Below are 22,485 nucleotides of genomic sequence, written 5' to 3' on the forward strand. Positions count from 1 at the left end.
GCAGTGTGTTGTTTTTGGATTAAAATTCCGGAAAAATAAAACCCAGATCTGACATGACTGATTCGTTTAAAATTGCAACAGAACTACTTAAATCAAATAACTCAATGAGACTAATTTTAAAATTGGTGTTTTTTATTTTTTCAGTAATCAACACCTATGCACAACAGACAAGTGTGACAAGATCAAAAGATCTGGAAAGCGCTTATGACATTCAGGACAGTGTAATGATTAAAACCAGAGATGGTGCTTTCATATCAGCAATGGTTGTTCGGAAAAAAGGAGATTTAACGCCCAAGCCGGTTATCTATCAGCATACCATTTATGCCAGAGAAAAAGGCAGAGATCTCAAATCTTTAAAAACAGCGGCAGATAAGGATTATATAGGGGTCATGTCGTATTCACGCGGGAAACGATTTAGTCCTGATGAAATAACGCCTTATGAAAACGAGACGAATGACACTTATGATGTTATCGACTGGATTAGTAAACAGGAGTGGTGCAACGGAAGTGTCGGGATGTATGGCGGAAGTTATAACGGGTTTACGCAATGGGCAGCGTGTAAAAAAATGCACCCTGCACTTAAAACGATAGTTCCGTATGTTGCTTCCAGACCGGGAATGGGTTTGCCGATGGAGAATAATGTTTTTATAAACCCTAATTACGAATGGGCGTTTTACGTTGGAAATAACAAATATCTGGATACGGTTGCGGGAAACGACAGACAGCGCTTCAGGAATATGCAGTTTAAGTGGTGGGAAACCGGTGTGGCTTACAAAAAAATGGATAGCATTGACGGCAGTCCGAACCAATCCTTTCAAAAGTGGATCAAGCACCCGTCATTTGACGAATACTGGCAGAAAATGGCACCATACGGAAAAGAATTTTCTCAGATCAATATTCCGGTTTTAGCCATTGATGGTTACTATAATGATTCTCAAAATTCAGGATTGTATTATTTGAGAGAATTGGAGAAATACAATCCGAAAGCCGATTCTTATTTAATCATTGGCCCGTACGGTCATTTTGGTGCGCAAGTAGGGGGTGATGCTGTTCTGAATGGTTACAAAGTGGATGAGGTGGCTCTAATTAATACCTATAAAATAACCTATCAATGGTTTGATTATATTTTGAAGGGCAAACCCAAACCGGCAATCTTAAAAGACAGGGTCAATTATGAGGTGATGGGAGCTAATGAGTGGAGAAGTGCTCCGTCTATTGCTAAAATGAGTAATAGTTTGCTAACGTTGTATCTCACCAATGATCCGGTAGAGAAAGGAAAATTTTACTCGTTGAATGCCTCAAAACCTGCTAAAAAAAGTTATTTGCCGCAGGAAGTTGATTTTGCAGACCGACAAACCATTAATAACGATTATTATCCTGACCCCATTATTGATAACGAAGTAGATACGTCCAATGGGTATGTTTTTATAAGCGAACCTTTTAGTCAGCCGATAGTGGTAAATGGAGCATTTTTGGGAGAAATAAAGGCCAGCATCAATAAAAAAGACATGGATATTGGAGTTACCTTGTTTGAAGTAACGCCAGACGGAAAATATTTTGAGCTGTCTTATTTTATAGGAAGGGCAAGTTATGCGAAGGATATTACGAAAAGAAATTTGCTTCAGCCCAATAAAATAGAAAGTATTCCTTTTTCAAACACTCGTGTGGTGAGTAAACAACTGAGCAAAGGAAGCAGATTGTTGATTACTTTGAATGTAAACAAAAATGCTTTTTCGGAATTGAATTATGGGACGGGGAAGGAGGTCAGCAGCGAAACAATTAAAGATGCCAAAGAACCTTTGAAAATCAAATGGTATAATGATAGTTTTGTACAGATTCCAATTTGGAAATAAAAAAATCCCAATCTTATTTGTTTTAAGATTGGGATTCTTTTATTTCAGTAAAGCGGTATCTAAATGATGTAACCAATTTTCTTTGTAGCTATTTCCTATTGGTATTGCTACTGTATTTATTTCAACTTCATTCTTAGAATAAGCGGTTAGTTTTTTGATCTGAATGATATAAGAACGGTGAACACGCACAAAATTGGAATCTAATTGTTTCTCAAAAACAGAAATATTCTGCTTAATATGATGTGATTTTCCGTTTTCGAGATGAATGGTAATATAGTCTTTTAGGCTTTCAATAAATAAGATTTCATCAAATACAATTTTAATATTTCTGCTTCCGCTGGTTACAAAAACATGATTTTCAGAGTCTGATTTTGTTTCCTTTTTTAATGGCTGTACTTGTTTGAATTTTTCTATCGAGACAAAAAAACGATCAAAAGTGATAGGTTTTAAGAGATAATCAATGACATTAAGTTCATAACCTTCTATGGCATATTCCCGATAAGCCGTTGTGAAAATTACCTTAGGCGGATTTTTTAATTTCTTTAAAAATTCATTGCCTTTTAAGAGTGGCATTTCTATATCTAAAAAAATCAAATCGACTGTGTTTGTTTCTAAAAAAGTATAAGCATTCAGTGCGTTTTCGAAAGAATCGATTAGTTCGAAATTTTGAAAATTCACTAAATGAGAAGCAATTAATTCTCTTGCCAAAGGTTCGTCGTCAATGATGATGCATTTGTATTTCATTAAAAAAAGAATATTTTTTAGAAAATCTAATTTATGGGTTTTGAATAAGCTTTGGTTATAGCTCTAAAAAAATCTTAGGAGTTTTCATTTTGTAAGCTTAAAATTAAATGTTGAGGTAAAGTTTAACAGCATAAGTAATTTGCGTTTCTTCAATTTCTAATTGATGTTTTTTAGGATATAATAAATCCAATTGTTTGCGAACATTGACTAAACCAATTTTAGATTTATCCGAAGTTTTACCAAAATCGTTTTTAGGTTTTGTGTTGTCAATGCTAAAAATGATTTGTTGTTTTTTGCTTTCTAATTGGAAAGAAATTATTGCTTTTTCAGTTTCGTTAATTACACCATGTTTAAAGGCATTTTCGATAAAAGTTAATAGAATTAAAGGAGATATCTTATTGCTCACTTCAATGTTTTTTGTAAATGAAATAGTCAGTCTGTTTTCGCTGTAGCGTAATTTTTCCAGACCAATATAATTTTCAATTAATGCAATTTCTTTTTCGATCGATACATAATCTTCGTTACAGCGATATAAAACAAAATCTAAAATTTCAGATAATTTAGCGATAACTTCCGGTGCTTTATTATCTTTTTTTAAGGTTAAAGTGTAGAGATTGTTCAATGTATTAAAGAGGAAATGTGGATTCAGCTGATTTTTTAGGATCTTCAGTTCCATTGATTTTTTTTCTTCTTCTAATTTTAAAAGCCGTTGTTGTTTGCGGTTAAAACTTATAAAGCCTAAAATAATAACAGGATAGGTAAGGAATGAGAATTCTCTCAGCATCAATTTAACCGAAGTTAATCTTTCAATAACGGTCATTTTATGACCAGGCCAGTAATCAAAGAAACCCGGGAATTTTGGTTCGAGATAATAAAATTTTAAAATCATTAAAAGGGCAAAAACGAAATAAAGCCAGCCTAATGCGGAAACTGTAAAAAGTAAATATTTCTTTTTGTTTAATGTCTGAGGAATAATCCAATAAATCAGACCATACCCAACAGCTGCCTGTGCTACAATTTTCCAGGAATATATAAATAGAAAAGCATAAGAATCTTCGTTATCAGCTTTATTCGAAAAATAAAAAAATAAAAAGAAAATCCAGTAAAAACAATGAAGTGCTGCTCTTTTTAAATCAATTTGTTTGATGAAATTCATTAGCATATTTTAAATAGGAGCAAGATAACAAAATATAAAAATAAGCTCTGTTTAGGACTATAAATAATGAGATTTTGCCCTCAATAACAGCATTTCAGCATACGAATACAACAGAATTGAATTATTCATTATTTGATTGCTAAAACAGCCTTTTCAGTTGCGCTTGTAATTATCAGAAGTTCTTGCAATTATATTCGCTTAAAAATAATTATGATCAAATTTATCCTTGTATTGATTCTATTTCTAAGCAACATGTTGAAATAAAATCTCCTTGAAATAATAAACGGACCTAAAACGAAATGAAAAAAATGATTAAACACACAATTGGTATTCTGATTTTAATAAGTTCTTTAAACTTATTTTCGCAGGAAAAAAAACAAGAAATTAAATACAACGAGACTTCTAAAGTAATCAGGCCTGATTTGTTTGCAGACTTAGGCGAAACTTGCCAAACTCCGGACGGAATGGCTCTTGATAAGAAAGGAAATTTATTTCTTTCGATTACAAATGCAATTTCATTTGAAAAGTACGGCAGTAAAATTTTAACTTTCGATAAGAATGATAAACCGATAACCTGGTTTGACAAATTACCATTACATCCTGTTACACAAAAAGTACATCCGATGGGAATGGAGTTTGGCCCTGATGGGAATGGAGTTTGGCCCTGATGGGAATCTATATATTATGGACAATCAGTTTTTTGCTGGGAAAGAGAATTTCTCCAGATTACTAAGAATTATCGTAAAAGACGGAAAGCCAATAAAAGCTGAGGTTTTAGCCGAAGGATTTAATTTTGGAGAAGCCGTAAGATGGTTTAAAAACCGAATTTATATTACAGATGCTTTATTTGAAAATCGAAGAGAAAGCGGAATTTATAGTTTTTCGTTAGAGGAATTAAACAAGAAAAAGATTGCTCTGGATTCATCAAATAAGAAAAATTATCTGATTGCAACTTTTATCTTAAAACCTGAAGTTACCAAGAGTACCATTGGGATTGATGGAATTGCTTTTGATAAAAAGGGAAATCTATATGCAGGAAATTTTGGTGATGGAGTAATTACTAAAATAGAATTCTACAGTGATGGAAAAGTAAAATCTAAAAAAGTTGTTTTTGATTCGGATAAATTAAAATGTTGCGATGGCTTTTTTTATGATAAAAAGCGAAACTCTATTTTCATTGCCAATTATGAAAATAATAGTGTACACGAATTAAATTTAGATACAAATACGATTTCTTTAATTTGGGAAAATGATAATGCTGACGGTTCTGACGGGCAATTAGATAATCCTTGTGAGACTATTGTTTATAAAGGAAAATTGTTAGTTGTAAATTACGATACTTTTGAGGGAGAAAAGAATAAAGGCGCAGATCGCTTTCATACTATTTCCAGTTTTAAATTATAAGTCCTGTCCAGAAATAAAAAAAAACAATAGGTTAAACAAAACAAAAGCCAAATCTAAAAACTTAGATTTGGCTTTTTTATATTAACAAAGTTTCTAACCTGAAACTTTGAAACTTGAAACTAAAAATGATTAACCTAAGAAAGGATATCTGTAATCTTCAGGAGTTACAAAGGTTTCTTTGATTGTTCTAGGAGATGCCCAACGCAATAAGTTCAATGCAGAACCCGCTTTATCGTTAGTTCCTGAAGCTCTTGCTCCACCAAATGGCTGCATTCCTACAACGGCTCCTGTTGGTTTATCGTTGATGTAGAAGTTACCTGCAGCATTTTGTAATTTTACGGTAGCTACTTCAATTGCATAACGATCCTGGCTAAATACTGCTCCTGTTAAAGCGTACTCAGAAGTAGTATCTACTAATTCTAAAGTCTCTTCCCATTTAGCATCTTCGTAAACATAAATCGTGATTACAGGTCCGAATAATTCGGTTTCCATCGTAGTATATTTCGGGTTTGTAGTTACGATAACCGTCGGCTCAATAAAGTATCCAACTGATTTATCGTAGTTTCCACCAACGATGATTTCAGCATCAGCGTCTTTTTTAGCCTGGTCGATGTAGCTCGCTAATTTATCAAAAGAACCTTCGTGGATAACCGCTGTAATAAAGTTTCCGAAATCTTCCGGAGAACCCATTTTCATTGATTTTACATCGGCAACTAATTGTTCTTTTACAGCTGGCCATAAACTTTGCGGGATATAAGCTCTTGAAGCTGCAGAACATTTTTGTCCCTGAAATTCAAATGCACCACGGGCAATTCCTGTAGCCACTTGTTTTACGTTAGCGCTTGGGTGTGCAATGATAAAATCTTTACCACCAGTTTCTCCAACGATTCTAGGGTATGTTTTGTAGTGGTGAATGTTAGCACCAATTTTAGCCCAGATGTCTTTAAATACATGAGTTGATCCAGTAAAGTGAACTCCTGCAAAATCACGGCTTGCTAAAACAGTATCCGTAATCATTAAAGCATCACCAAAAACAACATTGATAACGCCATCAGGAACACCTGCTTCTTTGAAAATATCGATAATGATTTTTGCAGAGAAAACCTGACTGTCGCTTGGTTTCCAAACTACAACGTTACCCATCATAGCAGCACTTGCAGGAAGATTTGCAGCAATAGCAGTAAAGTTGAAAGGAGTAATAGCGTAAACAAAACCTTCAAGAGGTCTGTATTCTAAACGGTTCCACGTAGAAGAATCTGATTTTGGCTGATCTCCGTAAATCTGAGTCATGAATTCTACGTTGTAACGTAAAAAGTCGATTAGTTCACAAGCAGCATCAATTTCTGCCTGATGAATATTTTTAGACTGACCGATCATTGTTGCTGCATTAATACGGGCTCTGTATGGTCCTGCAATAAGCTCAGCAGCTTTTAAGAAAATAGCAGCACGTTGTTCCCATGCCATATTTGCCCATGCTTTTCTTGATTCAAGAGCGTTGGCAATCGCTTTTTCGATATGTTGTTTTTCAGCTAAGTGGTAGGTTCCTACGATATGTTTGTGATCGTGAGGAGCTGATATTGTTCTTGTATTTCCAGTTCTGATTTCTTCGCTTCCGATGTATAACGGCACGTCGATTTTAGAGTTCCATAAAGTAGTGTAAGCTGCCTGAACTGCTGCTTTTTCTGGTGAGTTAGGTGCGTATCCTTTTACCGGTTCGTTTACCGCTTTTGGCACGTGAAAGAATCCTTTTAGCATGTTATTTAAAATTAGATAATTAGACAATTTAAGAATTAGACGATTTGATTGTTACGAATAATCTAACGCTGCACAAAAGTACAAAGGATAAATTAATAATTTGTCAAATTTGTGATTAAGATAACGATAAAAAAGGGAGTTTTAAACCTAATTTTTAGTTTAAAGCAAAAGGAGCACACATTCTGAAAGTAGGAACAATTACTTTGAATGTTTTGGTAGTGGTAAAGTTGATCATATTAAAATGACCTTTCATCGCTCCATAAGGAGATGATAATAAACAGCCTGAACTATAAGTGTGATTTTCGCCGGGTTTTAAAACTGGTTTTTTTCCAATAACACCTTCACCGTCAACAATCTCGAGGTCGTTCAGAGAGTCAAAAATTTCCCAGTGACGGGAAGTTAACTGAACAGAATCTTTGCTGTGATTTTCGATTGTAACGACATAGCTAAAAGCAAAGTGAATCTTATAGTTCTTGAAGTAAGTACCTTCAAAACTAGTCAAAACAGATATTTTTATGCCTCTTGTTATCTGAGAAACCATACTAAAGTAGTATATATGTGTGCGTTATAGGTGCAAAGCTACGAAAAAAAATCTTTCTGCCTAAATCCTTAACAATGTTTTAATTTATGATGTTTATCGAGTTTGCATTTCCTTTGCCAATCACTCTCTGGTATCGATCTGTACTTTCTCTGTAATACACCAGGATGGTATATTCATTCTCAGTCTGATAAAAGTTTCCGTCTATGGCATTTTCATAATCAATCACTCCTTTTTTATCGGCAACCGTGTATTGAAAAGCAGTAAAACCCTGTTTGATCACAATTGCTTTTTCAAAAATACCTTTCTCTGAATTATAATCCATCTTATATTCCGGAGACAGGCTGTAATTGTTGAACATCCCGCAGATATAAATGTCCTTATTCGAGGCTCTGAAAGTTGGGGCCGACAGGCTGAAATATACCCAGGCATAGTCAGCTTCGATTTCATTGTTGGAAGCATTGATATTCTTCACTACGAAATTTCCGTTTACATCCTGATTGTTCGAGTAAATCTGATTGGCTCTTGCCAGATTGGTAAACAAATAAGAGTTATAAATGTCGCCACTGCTTCCTACTTTGGCTACATTGGTGCTAGCCGCACGTATGTCTTTGTTTTCAAAATACAAAAACTCATTACCGCCCCAAAACTGAGTTTCTTTATCGTATTTGTACACCAGCTGATTCCCAATGGTGTATTGCGGCACAATATTTTTAATAGAAGTGTTAAAGTTGCCATTCTGTAGCAGCAGCACTTTTACATTTTGCAACGGAGTCTGAAAAACAATATCATTAGAGCTGATATTAAAATCCAGATTTTGTTTGTGTTCTATGTTAGACAAATCCCGACTTCTTTTTACCTGAGTCGCTACAGTACAGTGATTTTCGTATAAGATAAACTTTCTGGACAGTACAACTTCTTTGTCCTCATTTAAAATACGAAGCATATAATTGCCAGAAAGACGCAATTGACTGGTAAACTGATTCGGGAAAGGAAGTCGGTAATGCGAATAGATTTGAAGTGTATTAAACGAATTCGAATAGTCAGTAATTCGCTGATTGTCAAAACCGATGATATAGTCTGTTTTTGGAATATCAGACGGTTTCCAGTTGTAATCGCAGTGTATCACTTCAAAATAATAATTGGCTTCATTGCCAAATAAATCGTCAAATTGAAATTGAAATGCTTCCCCTAATTCGAAGATTGGAATCACATTACTGCCGTTCTGAACAAAAGAGACGGTTTTAATATTGTAAGGCGGATTTACTTCAGTTTGTACTTCCTGAGCAGTAGCCGAAGCAAAAATGAAAAATATAAGGAGGTTTCTAAATAATTTTTTTGGCATCTTATTAAGTTGTAAGATTGTAAATATAACAATTTTATAGAACCTAATAAGATGCTGTTTTACAGGTTTTGAAAACAATTGATCAGGAACCCAGCAGGTATTCGAGATTTGCTTCAATTTCGTCGCTGATATGACTTTCTTCCAAAAGCGAATCCGAGAGTAGTTTTTTGTTTTCCTGTAATTTGATGATTTTTTCTTCGACTGTATTTTTTGAAATGAAACGAACTACGTTTACTTTGTTCAATTGTCCGATACGATGCGCTCTTCCCACTCCCTGTTTCTCTGCAAAAGGATTCCACCAGGGATCAAGGAATAAGACGTACGAAGCCTTGGTAATGTTCAGACCAACGCCACCCGCCTTAAGGGAAATGAAGAATAACAAAGGGTTTTCTTTTTCCTGAAATCGTTTTACCTGCTGTTCTCTTTTTTGTGACGGAGTTTCACCGGTAATCTCGCAATATTCTATTTTGTTTTCTTTACACCAATCCGTATAAAAATTCAAATTGGTCACAAAGGAGCTAAAAATGATGACTTTTTGTTTTCCCTTGACTAAGTTTTTCAGGTAATTCGTAACGGCAATGTATTTTCCAGAATCTACTTCAGAATCCTGATCGACCATTTTGGGATGATTGCTCAGTTGTCTCAGCTTCATTAAAGTGTTGATAATGCTAATTTTATCAAGACCTGATCCATCCGTTTTCAGTAAAAAGTTACGTGCTTTTGATTTCTCTTTTTCGTATAGTTTTTCCTGTTCAGCATCCATATTGCAGTAATAAACCTGCTCTGTCAATTCAGGTAAATCTTTTAAAACCTGTTCTTTGGTTCTTCTTAAAATATAAGGCTGGATCAGGTTTTTTAATTCATTTAAAACTTCTTCGTTCTGTTTTTTCTCAATAGGATTTTTGAAATTCTCCATGAAAAAAGCATAGCTCCCCAAAATATCCGGATTGATAAACTGCATCTGCGACCATAAATCGTCAAGTGAATTTTCGATCGGTGTACCACTCAAAGCAATTTTATGTCCCGTGCTGATTTTATTGATGGCTTTAAAAATCTTAGAATCTTTGTTTTTAATGTATTGACTCTCATCAAGAATTAAATAGCGGAAATCATATTTTTCTAAAATGGAAATATCCCGATGAACAATGCTGTAACTCGTAAAAATTAAATCGGTTGAATTTAATCTGCTTGCCAGTAATTTTCGGTCATTACCCACATATTGCATTTTCGAAAAATGAGGCGTAAACTTTCCGGCTTCATTGTACCAGTTAAAAACCAAAGAAGAAGGGAGAACGATCAACGCCTTCAGAGGTTCTCTTTCGATAGTCGTATCGTTTGAGAATAAATCAAAATTGGTCGTTTTGGTCGTAAAGCCCAATTGCTCCTGTACCGCAACTAAAACCGCTAAAGTCTGCAGCGTTTTTCCAAGTCCCATATCATCGGCCAGACACGCACCGAGGTTAGCATTAAAGTGACCCAAAAGCCATTTTACACCGTCAATCTGATACGGTCTCAGGGTTGCTTTTAGTAAATCGGAAGCTGTAAATTCAGCTTTATGAATCTGGTCCGGATCATTGGCAATTTCTGAAATTCCGTCTAAGGCAGTAAAATTACTTTTACGCAACAAAACTGTTCCGTTTTCTGTCTTTGCCAATTTTGCCAGAGAGCCGTATTTGCTAAACCATTCCAGCGGAATCAAAAAGTAATTTCCGTCAGGCAACATAAAGAGTCTTTCTTTGCTTTTTATGTTTGGAATGATTTCACTGAAATTGATTTTATAAGGACCAATTGTGATGATTATTTTAATGTCGAACCAATCGGCTTTCGTTTCTTTTGCAATTGAAATCGTGTTGCTTTCGGTGATGATTTGTTTGCTTTCGAGTTTGAGATTCTGAATGGTAAAACCCAGACTTTCGAGTGGTTCTTTATGGTCAATAATGAATTGAATATTGACATACGGATCAGAGGTCTCGGCATCTGAACTCAATCCAAACAATTCATTTTTGATTTTTGTTAAACCAAGACTGAGTAATTTGTCTGTATAGGAAATCTCATCAGCGCTTCGTTTGAACTGAATAATTTTAGGTTCGTTGGCAACACTAAAATCAACAAAAGAGTGTGTTTTTTTAGTTTTACCCGCATCAAACGAATAGCCGTTATAGTCAAAAAAAAGGTTGAGGTAATAACAGTTTTTAAAAAAATCAAAAACAGGCTGAATCGTGCAGGAGATAATGGTGTCACGAAGTTCAATGTCAAAGCCGGTAGATTCGATGTCGATTTTTTTGGCTATTTCCGGAATGAAATTCTTAAAGTAATTGTCAACTAGTTTTGATGGTATTTCGATTGATTTCTTCTTTAAAAAAGGCAGTAGTTTTTTAGAATTAAGTTCTTTTAACTGTCCAAGTTTTTTGTCGATGATCAACCAGCTTGGTTCGTCCAAAAGAATATCTACACTTTTATCCATTGGTAAAAATGTGGTTTCGCCTTCTTTTAAAGATAGAGTATAAGTAATGCCTTCAGCGTGTTTGTCAAATTGAATCTGAGGTTCAAATTCTAACGGATTTGTATCGACTCTCCAACGATAAAAATCCTTTTCGGCACTCATATTAGCAGAGAATGGAAATTGTTCTTTTACAATTAGATTGTAAAAGGATTCTAGGTTAAATTTTAAATGCTGACGAATGGCAAATTCAATTTTGGAATCTTTTTGTAAATCAGCAATTGTTTTAGCCGATTTGATTTTAGCGCTGAATTTCTTGAAAATAAAATCAGGTTTTAAAGAGTCGCAAGCCGTCAGTATTTTTTTTGTATTGGAATCTAAATTTTCAAAAAGAACTCCAAAACTTTGAAGTACATCTGTACTCGCTTTTTTGTCCAGATATTTAATATCATCGGTATTTTCAATGATATAAGCTGTTGGGAGGTAGGTATTCAGGTTTTTTTCAAAACTGATGTCAAAGCAGAACTGAAATGATTTTGTAGGTTCCAAGATTTAGGGATTTGGTTGGCTTATAATTTAGAGATTGGGCAAAAAAATAAAGAGTTTTCAAAATATCAATAATTTGAAAACTCTTTTTAAATGAACTTGTATCACTTATATGGTGAAAGAATTAGTTTTCCTGTTTGAAGCAAAGCGGAATGATTTCGCCTTTTGCCAGACAATATTTTTCTACCAGTTCCGGAGCAATTTTATGAGTATAGTCTTCTTCGATAACGATAAAACCGATGCTTCTTAACTTGTCAAAATAATCACGGCCATAAATACGCACGTGGTCGTACTGACCAAATATTCTGGCACGTTCTTTTTGATCGGTGATGGTGTCGTCAGCAAAAGTAACCGCTCTGGATAAGTCCTGCGGGATTTGAAGAATCGCCATTCCGCCCGGTTTTAAAACACGAAATAACTCCTGCATGGCTTTAGTATCGTCCGGAATATGTTCTAAAACGTGGTTGCATAAAATAACATCATATTCATTGTCTTTGAAAGGCAAATTACAAATGTCTGCTTTTACATCTGCCAAAGGCGAGAACAAATCGGTTGTCGTGTAATCCAAGTTTTTCTGCTTGCGGAATCTTTTGTAAAAAGCTTGTTCCGGAGCAAAGTGCAATACTTTTTTAGGTGCCGTAAAAAAATCAGTCTGATCGTTTAAATACAACCACAGCAAACGGTGTCTCTCTAATGAAAGTGTACTTGGCGAAAGCACATTGTTGCGTTGTTTCCCATATCCATAAGGCAAAAAACTTCTAAAACTTTTCCCGTCAATCGGATCAGTAAATTTGCTTCCTCTTAATGATAAAGCTAAAACAGGACGCGCCACATAACTTAAACGAATTAATATTGGACGGGGAATGGTGTTAAGTACGAGTTTAAAAAGTTTCTTCATGAGTAGTTTCACAGAGTTTCACAAAGGAGGCGCAAAGCTTCACAAAGTGTTTAAAAATCTTTTGATGTTGTTTTTTAAAATTTTTGAATGAAAATTAATAAGAAGGCCTAATGGGTAATTGCCAAGTTTTAAATAGGTTAAGATTTGAGCAACATGTACATCTGTAAAAGCTTCAACAGTTTTTAATTCAATTACAATTTTATTTTCAATTAATAAATCAATTCTATAGCCATGATCCAGTTGTATGTCTTTATAGATTATGGGCAGTGCTTTTTGCTTTTCGACAATCAAACCGGAATTTACAATTTCATAGTACAAACATTCCTGATAAGCTGATTCTAATAAACCGGGCCCAAGCTGTTTGTGAACTTCAATAGCAAGTCCGATTATTTTATAGCTAATTGCATCTAATTTTTCGCGAGATTCGGTGTTTTCTTCATACATCTTCCAAAGGCTTATAATAGATAATTTTGTGAATCTTGGCGTATATCTTTGTGAATCTCTGCGGAATAACTGTTACAAAACTAAAGGCACTTTTCGGAATTCATCTTCCTCATTGCTTTCGATTCCAAGCGCTTTATAGATGTATTGAAAAGTCGATAAGATTTCTGGTTTACCATCCACTAAAGCAACGTCGTGTTCGAAATGAGCACTTGCTTTTCCGTCTGCGGTAGTAATGGTCCAGCCGTCTTTGTGTTGTTTGATGTTTCGGGTTCCAAGATTGATCATAGGCTCGATCGCTACAACCATTCCTTCCACAAACAGTTTTCCGCGACCGCGTTTTCCGTAGTTTGGCATTTCAGGTTCTTCGTGCATTTTCTGCCCTAAACCGTGCCCTACCAACTCGCGAACTACTCCGTATCCGTGAGCTTCTGTATATTTCTGGATCGCATTTCCAACATCTTCCACACGATTTCCGGCTTTAAATTCTCTGATTCCTACGTAAAGAGATTCTTTAGTTACTTTCAAAAGTTTTTTAACTTCAGGAGCAACTTCTCCAATTTCGAAACTATAGGCGTGATCACCGTGATATCCATTTTTGAATGCACCGCAATCTACCGAAATAACGTCACCGTTTTTCAAAGGTGTATTGTTCGGAATTCCGTGTACAACCTGAGAGTTTGGACTCATACAAAGTGAATTTGGGAAATCATACAGTCCTAAGAAGCTTGGAACTGCACCGTGATCACGGATAAATTCCTCAGCCAGTTTGTCCAGGTATAATGTAGTTACTCCTTCTTTAATTTCAGAAGCAATCATTCCCAATGTTTTAGATACGATCAAAGCACTTTCGCGCATTAATTCGATTTCTTCACGTGATTTTACAATAATCATAATTTCGGATTTTCAGTTCGCAAAAGTACAAATTTTAATATTATCTTTTTATTTAAAAATTTTTCGCAACGAATTCACGAATTAAAAGGAATGACAGGCGTTTAAAAATTAGCCACGAATTCACGAATCAATATTTATGCGTAAAGTTTGCTAATAGAAATTCGTGAATTCGTGGCGAACGGATAATTAATGAAGAGTTATTGGTTCACAGAAAAAACGTAAATTAGTAATCATTGAAATGAATTAAATTATGGAAACGTCTGTAGATCATGAAAATATAGTAAAGAAGAAAGCCCTGAAACGGATGAAAAATAATGCATTGGGACTCTTAGGTATCGCAGTGCTTTTGTTTGTAGTAGCGGTTTATTTTAAGATTCCGATGCTTCAGGCTTTTAGTGAAGCGGCGATGGTGGGCGGTATCGCCGACTGGTTTGCAGTGGTGGCATTGTTCCGTCATCCGTTAGGAATTCCGATTTGGCACACGGCCATTATTCCGACTAAGAAAAATGAAATTGGTGAAAATTTAGGGAATTTTGTTTCGGAAGAATTTCTGAATCGGGAGAAACTGGAAATAAAACTCGAAGAATTTAATTTTGCTACGAAAGCAGCTGATTGGCTTTCGCAGGAGGAGAATGCCAATAAAATTGCCAGTGTTGTGGCTTTAAATATTATTCCGGGAGTTTTAAAAACGATAAAAGATGAAGATATCAAACGATTTATTCAAACTCAGTTCAAAGAAAAACTGGAAGCAATCAACTTTGGAGATTGGGTAGCACTGGCGTTAGAGCCTTTGCAAAAAGGAAATGTGAAAGAGGAACTGCTGACCAACGTGCTGAATGTGATGAGTACAGAACTTAGTAATAATAAAGACCTGATTCGGAAAAAAGTGAAAGCATCGACACCATTTTTAAGTTTTGGTTTGGCAGATAAAAGTATTACAGAGGGAGTTTTTAATGGGCTTGCTGATTTTTTAAACGAAGCCAAACATCCCGGAAGTGCCATCAGGATTAAGATAGACGAGTATGTGTACAATTTTCTGGACAAAGTAAAGCATTCAGAAGAGATGCGGGAGAAGATCAACAATATGATTTTGAATTTTGCCGGAAAAAAAGAGGTTCAGGATTATGTCAACGGAATTTGGGATGAAATAAAAAGATCGATTTCAGCTGATTTGGAAAAGGGTGAAGAATCGTCAATTAAGAAAAATATTTCGGGTTTGATTCAGGGGTTCGGAAATGGATTAAAAGAAGATATCGTTATGATCGATAAGATCAATAATTTCATCAAGAACGATTTGCTTTCGATGCTGCTAAACAATAAAAAAGTAATTGGAGATTTGATTTCGTCTACCGTGAAAAGCTGGGACGGGAAGGAGGTTTCGGAAAAATTAGAACTGGAGATCGGAAAAGATCTGCAGTACATCCGAATCAACGGAACTTTGGTAGGAGGTCTCATTGGACTTGTAATTTATGCTGTCGAGTGGACGTATCATTATTTTGCTTAATCCGTAAGCAAAAAAACGATTTAACACATAGAGACATAGATTGAATGCACAAAAAAGAACGCAAAAAGAAATATGTTTCTATGTGTTAAAGTAGATTTTAAACTTTAATCCGGATTGGCCATGATTTTGAACAACTCTGAATTTGAGATGTAAAATCGGTTGTCCAGAGCAATTGAGGCTAGTTTTGCGCTAACCAGATTGTTTTCGCGTGTATTGATCAGAAATAACGAGCTTTCTCCGAAAGAGAACAATCGTTCTTCTGAGGTTAACATCGCGGCATTATTTTCTACTAAATTTTTTACCAGTTTCTTTTGTCTGATCAGCGAATTGATTTCTACTTTCTGTGCACTTATTTTGTTGGTCAGCTGTGTTCGTTCCAGAGCAAGAGCAAATTCATTTTCCTGGAGTTTGTATTTGGCCAGTTTCAGACTTCCACGTTCTTTTCGAAGAAACAAAGGGAAGTAAAATTCTAAGCCAACTTTGTAATCGTCAAATTTATAATTGTCAATATATCTAGGATCAGATAAGTAAGAATACCCAACGTTTATTTTAGGCAACAGCATGTTTTGCTTCAGGTCTTTTTCAACCTTGAGTAGGTCTATTTTATTTTGCAGAGCATTCAGCTTCGGATGTGTTTCTAAATTGGTATCGCCTTGCAGTAGATCGTTTGTTTTCAGCGTTTCTTGTAAAGTCGATTCAAGTGCTGTTTCCGGTACTAGCTCGTCTGAAATTTCCAATGGGATATTATTCTCCAGCCACATATAATTCGATAATTCGAGTTTGGCTTTGGTTAATTTTAATTTAGAATCTTCCAGGCTTAAGGCTCTGTTTCTTACAATAATTCCGGCTTCGATACTGTCTATTGCCGGCTTGTCGCCCTGTTCGATGAGCGATTTGATTCCTTTCAGACGAATTTCAGCATTGTTGTTGTACATTTCATAAAGTTTCATTTCCTCGAAGTTTTTCTTCCAGTTGAAATAAGCCAGTGATGCATCATACAAAATACCAACTGCCTGAAGTTTTCTTTCAGCCTGACTTAGTTTGATCTGAATTTTAGCTTTTCGCACATCTGCCATTCTTTGGTTGATGAATAATCCCTGTCCAATTGGAACACTGATCCCAAAAGAAGTTAATCCCTGATTGGGAGTAGTATTTTCAGGATTCAGATAAACCCCTTCGTTATTGTCGAATCCGGCTTTCAGTTCAATTCCGTACCAGGTCGGGATCTTAAAACTGCTGTTTAGAATCGAATAATATTCTTTGTCTTTAAATTTTTTCTGACTGAAATCAACTTCAATTTTTGGGTCAAAACCACCACGTGCCATCATCAGATTAGCTTGTGCTTTGCTGACTTCCAAATTGGCATTTTTAACCAATGGATGGTATTTTTTTACATACCCCAAAAACTCATTGTAGGTGAGTTCTTTTGAGAAGGGCTGCTGGCCAAAAACGGTACAGCCCAGAAAAAGAAAAGCGATAAGTATTGGTTTCATTATTTTTTTTCTTTAGTTACTTTTTGGGTACTTTTATAATAATTAGGAGGGAATCCGTTTAGGGTTCTCCAGATTTCGAACCAAATTGGCACTGTGTCTAATAGGGCAATAGTTTGAGCACCGGAGCCAATACTTAATTGTTTTGGCCATTTCGTCTCATCCGGGTCCGGAGCAATTAAGATTCTGTATTTACCATTATCACTGATAAAGTTTTCTATGGCTACCACCGTTCCTCCAAAAGTTCCGTAAGACATGTCCGGCCATCCTGAAAACACAATGGTAGGCCATCCGTCAAACCAAACGCGTACTTTTTCTCCTTTTCTGATCAAAGGGAGGTCAATTGGGCTGATATAGGTTTCTACTGCGATATCATAATGAGAAGGCATTATCGTTACAATTGGTGTACCTTCTTTAATCGTTTCACCTAAACCTGCCTGCAAAGCGCGGTTGATGTAACCGTCCTGTACCGCTCTGATGTAGTACATGCCATTACGCAAACTGTAATTGGCATATTGATTCTCCAGTTTGCTCACCTGTGCTTCCGTATCAAATTTATTACTCAGGGTGGTAAATTGGTCACTTCTTGCTTTGGCTACTTTCTCACCGTACTCCGCCGTAATTCTGTTAATCTCTACTCTGGCATTGATGTATTCATTTTTGCTGGTGAGGTATTTGTTTTCCTGCGTGATGATTTTAGCATCTACATCTTGCAGTTTCAGACGTTTTTCTTCGACATCGGTAAGTGGTTTCAAACCTTCTTTGTTTAATTGCACCGAACGATTGTACTGTGTATTGGCAATTCGTAATTGTGTTTTTACGGCTACAAGATCGATACTGTCACTTTTTATTTTTAAAAGCGATTGTTTGACTTTATTTCTGGCTTGTTCCAGTTTTAGTTTTCTTTCGTTTTCGATGGCCTGAATCTGACCGGAAAGTGTGGTTACTTTTTCGCCATAAGATTCTAAGGAATTTTTCTTCGCATCGACCTGATTTTTGGTGTTTTCAACCAAATTAGGATCCATATAATCTTCCTTGATCTCAGAAATAAACAGAATCGTGTCTCCTTTTTTAACAAAGTCACCTTCCTGCACGTACCATTTTTCAATACGTCCCGAAATCACACTCTGAATCGATTGTGGCCTTTGGTTGGGTTTTAAAGTGGTTACTGCTCCCGAACCCGAAATATTCTGAGTCCACGGCAATAAAAGTGCAATAATTCCTAGTATGGAAGATGCGATTATAATTCGGTTTAAAATTTTATAATGTGGCCTGTTGCTTAGGTTTCTTACAGTCTCATAGCGATCAAGCGGCTGTAATTTTGTTTTATTGTCAGAGATATTTAACATGGCTTATTGTTTTTTTTGATCCAGTATAATTTGACCGTTTTGCATTGTAATTTTTCGCGTCGATTTGGTTTTCCAATATGGATTTTTGGAAGAAACGATAATCGTCCATTTGTTCTTATCCGAAGTAATAAAATCTATGATTTCATTCGCCACTTTTTCGTCCATAGTGTCTGTTGGATCTTCGTAAAAGAGCACTTTTGGCTTGTGAATAATACTTCTGGCCAACAGGATTTTTTGAGCATTAGAAGATGATAACTGTTTTCCTTCCGGGTGAATATGAGTATTCAGGCCTTTAGGTAATAGTTTAATTAGCGGACTAAGCTGAACTCCGTCCAGTGCCCATTTCAAATCTTCGGTACTGATCATTGGATCATTAAAAGTGATGTTCTCTAAAATAGTGCCCTCAAATGGTGTTTCGTTGTGAATGATGCTGCCAATTTGTGAGCGGTATTGTTTCAGATTTATTTTTCTAAAAGTATCGTCGTTGATGTAAAAAGCTCCCGAACTTTGTCTTAATAAGCCTGATAGCAATCGAATAAGCGTTGTTTTTCCTGATCCGTTTTCACCTTCAATAACAATTTTTTCACCCTGATCGATTTTTAACGTAATAGAATCTAAGGCATTGGTTGGAGAATCCGGGAATTTGAATTTTAAATTCTCTGTTTCTAAAGAGATGCTGTTGTAACAGTGATCGTTTAGAGAATCAGACTCGGAGTTTTCCTCTAAAGCTAAGTCCGTTACCTGTCCGATTTTTTCAACAGAAGTTAAAACATCATAGAAGCTTTCAAGTCCCAGAATGATTTTTTCTACCGATGTAATCACAAGTAAAATGATAATCTCAGCAGCAACAAACTGTCCGATGTTCATTTCCTGGCTTAGTACCAGATACCCTCCGATAGACAATAAACTGGCGGTAATAATAACTTTGAAAATAATCAATTGGGTAAACTGTTTTTTGATTACGCTAAAGTGTTTCTCTCTGTAATTCAGATAACCCGCTACGATCGAATTGTTTTTTTGAAGTGCAAAATCATAATTCAGTTCATTACGGAAACTAAAGTTATTACGGGCCATTTCCTGTAACCATCCCGCCACTTTGTATTTGAATTTGGATTCTTTTAAACTCGTTTCTAAACCTGATTTATACGAAAATTTAAAAATAAAGTACAAAAGAAGGAACAGTAAAAGTCCGAACACAATAAAATAGGGATGATATAAGGACAACAGAATAATTCCGAAAGTAATCTGCAGTAAAGCGGCAGAAAAATCGGTTAATAATTTTGAAGTTCCTTTTTGAATTGTTAGGGTATCAAAAAATCGGTTCGTTAGTTCCGGTGGGTAAGTGCCATACAATTCTTCTGATTTTATTTTAGGCAGACGGGCTGCAAACTCAAAAGAAGCACGAACAAATATTTTTTGCTGTAAATTCTCTGTGATGCGCAGCTGCATAAACGAAAGCACTCCAACAAGAGCCACACCACCCACTACAAGTATAATAAGTACAATCCAGGAAACACTAACTCTTCCGGATTGTATAAAAGTAATGATGGCCTGAATTCCCAGTGGAAGCGATAAACTGACTAATCCGGCAAAAATGGCATAGAAAAAAATTTGGTAAATGTCTTTTTTGTCCAGTTCAAGTAAATGGTAAAATCTTTTTAAAGGAGTCATACTGTTTTTGTTATAATTAGCGCAAAACGTTTTCTGCAAGGTTTAGGTAAAATTGAGTTGTCGTAACCGTCTCATTACAATCTGTAATTGTTTTCAAATGATCCGTTAGAAAATGCTGATGTAAACTTCCTTCAACAATGGTTGAAACCAGTGATTTGGCAAATGGATAATCGGGATTTACTTCTTTTACAATCTCAACAATTCGATTAATCATTCTTTTGTAAATTAAGAAAAAGCCCTCTTTGTTTTCCTGATCCACTTCTTTTGTGTGAAGTGTTTTGGTGAACTCGGCAATTATAATCTTATTTAAAATAGACTCATTAATATGATCTGTATAAATATCGTCAGATATTTTTTCGGTTACAATCGTAATGGCTTTTTTAAGCTTTTCTTTTTTATCGGTGATGTTAGTGGTATTAAAAACTAATTTATACTCGATCCAGCTCCAGTACCAGGATGACAGGTACACCAGTAGTTTGTGCTTGTTCTCAAAATAACGATAAATCGAACTTTCGTTTGAACCTATTTTTTCACCTAACTTTTTAAATGTAAAATTATCAAAACCAATATCGTCAATTAGAAGAATACTCTGCTCAATTATTTTTTTTCCCAACGCAGATGTTTCCGGATCTTTTACATAGATCTTTTCGTTGATCTGCATTTTTATATTTGATAGTATAATTTGCATGAAAAAACATTTTTTTTGCAAAGATAATAGTAAAGCTATTAATTAAGAAATTTTAACTATTATTTATGTTTGTTTTTTTTAGTCCCGGTCCTGTTTTAAAATAGGAAACCCGACAGATTTTAAAAAAAACTGTCGGGTTTATTTATTTTTAGGATTTAGTACTATCGCGATTCGGACTGAAAACTGTGACTAAAAACTAAATACTACAATAACGAATGGCAAGTCATCGCATTTGGCTGAGGCACGCCCATTAATTCCAGAATAGTAGGAGCTATGTCACCCAGAACACCATCCTGAATATTTTTCAATTCTTTATCGACTAAAATAATCGGTACCGGATTGGTGGTATGTGCTGTATTTGGACTTCCGTCAGGGTTAATCATCGTTTCGCAATTTCCGTGATCGGCAATAACAATCGTGGTGTAATCGTTGGCAAGAGCCGCTTCGATTACTTCTTTTACGCAGGCATCTACTGCTTCACAGGCTTTAATTGCAGCACTCATGATTCCGGTATGCCCCACCATGTCACCATTGGCAAAATTTAGACAGACAAAATCTACTTCGCCTTTGTTTAATTCAGGAACCAAAGCGTCTTTTAATTCATAGGCACTCATTTCCGGTTGTAAATCGTAAGTGGCAACTTTTGGAGAGTTTCTTAAAATACGTGATTCTCCTTCAAATGGAGTTTCTCTTCCTCCCGAAAAGAAAAAGGTCACGTGTGGATATTTCTCTGTTTCGGCAATACGAATTTGTTTTTTACCTGCTTTTTCTAAAACCTCACCCAGAGTTTCAGTAATATTATCTTTGTTGTAAACGACTTTTACGTTTTGATACGTTTCGTCGTAATTGGTAAGCGTTACATAATACAAGTTTAATTTGTGCATGTTCTGCTCGTGGAAGTCTTGCTGCGAAAGCGCTTCTGTAAGTTCACGGCCTCTGTCGGTTCTGAAGTTGAAAAAGATAACTACATCATCCTGGCTGATGGTTGCCAATGGTTTTTCCTGCTCGTCAACCATTACGATTGGTGCGATAAACTCATCGGTTACATCGTGTGCATAACTGTCAAGAATGCTTGAAACCGCATTTTTAGACGGAGTTCCGATACCGTTTACTACTAAATCATAAGCAAGTTTTACACGCTCCCATCGTTTGTCACGATCCATTGCATAATAACGCCCAATGATTGAAGCAATTTTTACAGGAGTATTTTTGATGTGCTCTTCTAAATCCTGAATGTATTTTGCTCCCGATTTAGGGTCAACATCACGACCGTCTGTAAACGCATGAACAAAAACATTATCAAGTCCGTATTCCTGAGAAGCATCAATTAATCCTCGTAAGTGTGAAGTATGAGAGTGAACACCTCCGTCGGAAACTAACCCTAAAAAGTGAACTTTTTTATTGTTTTCTTTAGCATAAGTAAAAGCATCAATAAGGACTTGTTCTTTGGCAAGTGTTTGATGTGCTACGGCTAAGTTTATTTTGGCTAAATCCTGATATACAATTCTTCCGGCACCAAGATTCATATGACCCACTTCACTGTTTCCCATCTGACCTTCAGGCAAACCAACGTTTAATCCGTCAGTACGAAGCTGAGCGCTTGGGTAATTTTTGTAAAGGCTGTTTATAAAAGGAACATTTGCATTGTCTATTGCAGATACTTTAGGGTCAGGAGATTTTCCCCAACCGTCTAAAATCATAAGGATTACTTTCTTGTTCATTAGTTTTCGTTTTTTACAAAGATAATTCATTTCTAAAGTCGACAAAAA

Annotated in this window: 18 protein-coding genes; 4 read left to right on the forward strand and 14 right to left on the reverse strand. The window is 35.6% G+C overall.

Features of this window, described 5'->3' with window-relative positions:
- Positions 1-104: 104 nt before the first annotated feature.
- Positions 105-1,853, forward strand: coding sequence for a CocE/NonD family hydrolase (locus tag M4I44_RS08720; RefSeq protein ID WP_249967063.1), 1,749 nt, complete (start codon positions 105-107; stop codon positions 1,851-1,853).
- A 39-nt stretch (positions 1,854-1,892) separates the two neighbouring features.
- On the opposite strand, the gene M4I44_RS08725 is transcribed toward M4I44_RS08720, so the two are convergent.
- Positions 1,893-2,597: a LytTR family DNA-binding domain-containing protein gene (locus M4I44_RS08725; RefSeq protein WP_017497792.1), complete on the reverse strand. Its 705-nt coding sequence runs from the start codon at positions 2,595-2,597 to the stop codon at positions 1,893-1,895.
- Positions 2,598-2,700: 103 nt separating this feature from the next.
- Positions 2,701-3,753, reverse strand: coding sequence for a sensor histidine kinase (locus tag M4I44_RS08730; protein ID WP_249967064.1), 1,053 nt, complete (start codon positions 3,751-3,753; stop codon positions 2,701-2,703).
- Positions 3,754-4,061: 308 nt separating this feature from the next.
- Here M4I44_RS08730 and M4I44_RS08735 point away from each other — a divergent pair, with 308 nt between their 5' ends.
- The gene (locus M4I44_RS08735; RefSeq protein ID WP_249967065.1) at positions 4,062-4,421 is read left to right on the forward strand and encodes a hypothetical protein; all 360 of its coding nucleotides are present in this window, start codon (positions 4,062-4,064) and stop codon (positions 4,419-4,421) included.
- Positions 4,333-5,157: a hypothetical protein gene (locus tag M4I44_RS08740; RefSeq protein WP_249967066.1), complete on the forward strand. Its 825-nt coding sequence runs from the start codon at positions 4,333-4,335 to the stop codon at positions 5,155-5,157. The genes M4I44_RS08735 and M4I44_RS08740 overlap by 89 nt, the downstream gene beginning before the upstream one ends.
- A gap of 129 nt (positions 5,158-5,286) precedes the next feature.
- On the opposite strand, the gene pruA is transcribed toward M4I44_RS08740, so the two are convergent.
- The 7 genes from pruA to map all read right to left on the reverse strand — a co-directional run bounded on the left by pruA (position 5,287) and on the right by map (position 14,014).
- Positions 5,287-6,912 carry an L-glutamate gamma-semialdehyde dehydrogenase gene (gene pruA / locus M4I44_RS08745; RefSeq protein WP_017497795.1) on the reverse strand — a complete coding sequence of 542 codons (1,626 nt, stop codon included), beginning with the start codon at positions 6,910-6,912 and terminating at the stop codon, positions 5,287-5,289.
- 154 nt (positions 6,913-7,066) lie between these two features.
- Positions 7,067-7,453 (reverse strand): Co2+/Mg2+ efflux protein ApaG, encoded by a 387-nt coding sequence (gene apaG / locus M4I44_RS08750; protein ID WP_041517556.1) that lies wholly within the window; start codon positions 7,451-7,453, stop codon positions 7,067-7,069.
- A 79-nt stretch (positions 7,454-7,532) separates the two neighbouring features.
- Positions 7,533-8,795 carry a DUF5103 domain-containing protein gene (locus M4I44_RS08755; protein WP_249967067.1) on the reverse strand — a complete coding sequence of 421 codons (1,263 nt, stop codon included), beginning with the start codon at positions 8,793-8,795 and terminating at the stop codon, positions 7,533-7,535.
- A gap of 82 nt (positions 8,796-8,877) precedes the next feature.
- The gene (locus tag M4I44_RS08760; RefSeq protein ID WP_249967068.1) at positions 8,878-11,784 is read right to left on the reverse strand and encodes a DEAD/DEAH box helicase; all 2,907 of its coding nucleotides are present in this window, start codon (positions 11,782-11,784) and stop codon (positions 8,878-8,880) included.
- 121 nt (positions 11,785-11,905) lie between these two features.
- Positions 11,906-12,679, reverse strand: a complete 774-nt coding sequence (locus M4I44_RS08765) for a class I SAM-dependent methyltransferase (RefSeq protein ID WP_249967069.1) — start codon at positions 12,677-12,679, stop codon at positions 11,906-11,908.
- 39 nt (positions 12,680-12,718) lie between these two features.
- Positions 12,719-13,123, reverse strand: a complete 405-nt coding sequence (locus M4I44_RS08770) for a GxxExxY protein (RefSeq protein ID WP_249967070.1) — start codon at positions 13,121-13,123, stop codon at positions 12,719-12,721.
- A gap of 72 nt (positions 13,124-13,195) precedes the next feature.
- A complete protein-coding gene (gene map / locus M4I44_RS08775) occupies positions 13,196-14,014 on the reverse strand; it encodes a type I methionyl aminopeptidase (protein WP_017497801.1) in 819 nt (272 codons plus the stop codon).
- A 250-nt stretch (positions 14,015-14,264) separates the two neighbouring features.
- Here map and M4I44_RS08780 point away from each other — a divergent pair, with 250 nt between their 5' ends.
- Entirely contained in the window at positions 14,265-15,518 is a 1,254-nt protein-coding gene (locus tag M4I44_RS08780; protein ID WP_249967071.1) for a DUF445 domain-containing protein, read from the forward strand.
- 104 nt (positions 15,519-15,622) lie between these two features.
- Here the strand turns inward: M4I44_RS08780 and M4I44_RS08785 are convergent, their stop codons facing one another.
- The 5 genes from M4I44_RS08785 to gpmI form a co-directional block, all read right to left on the reverse strand.
- Positions 15,623-17,011, reverse strand: coding sequence for a TolC family protein (locus tag M4I44_RS08785; RefSeq protein ID WP_229999955.1), 1,389 nt, complete (start codon positions 17,009-17,011; stop codon positions 15,623-15,625).
- Positions 17,011-18,357, reverse strand: a complete 1,347-nt coding sequence (locus M4I44_RS08790; RefSeq protein WP_202701281.1) for an HlyD family secretion protein — start codon at positions 18,355-18,357, stop codon at positions 17,011-17,013. Before M4I44_RS08790 ends, M4I44_RS08785 begins: the two co-directional genes overlap by 1 nt.
- A 3-nt stretch (positions 18,358-18,360) precedes the next feature.
- The gene (locus tag M4I44_RS08795; protein WP_017497805.1) at positions 18,361-20,028 is read right to left on the reverse strand and encodes a peptidase domain-containing ABC transporter; all 1,668 of its coding nucleotides are present in this window, start codon (positions 20,026-20,028) and stop codon (positions 18,361-18,363) included.
- 16 nt (positions 20,029-20,044) lie between these two features.
- Positions 20,045-20,716, reverse strand: coding sequence for a TetR/AcrR family transcriptional regulator (locus M4I44_RS08800; protein ID WP_202701283.1), 672 nt, complete (start codon positions 20,714-20,716; stop codon positions 20,045-20,047).
- Between the two features lie 203 nt (positions 20,717-20,919).
- Entirely contained in the window at positions 20,920-22,437 is a 1,518-nt protein-coding gene (gene gpmI, locus M4I44_RS08805) for a 2,3-bisphosphoglycerate-independent phosphoglycerate mutase (protein ID WP_249967072.1), read from the reverse strand.
- Between the last annotated feature and the right edge of the window lie 48 nt (positions 22,438-22,485).

This window comes from Flavobacterium sp. B183, from assembly GCF_023539155.1.
GTDB classification, from domain to species: domain Bacteria; phylum Bacteroidota; class Bacteroidia; order Flavobacteriales; family Flavobacteriaceae; genus Flavobacterium; species Flavobacterium tructae.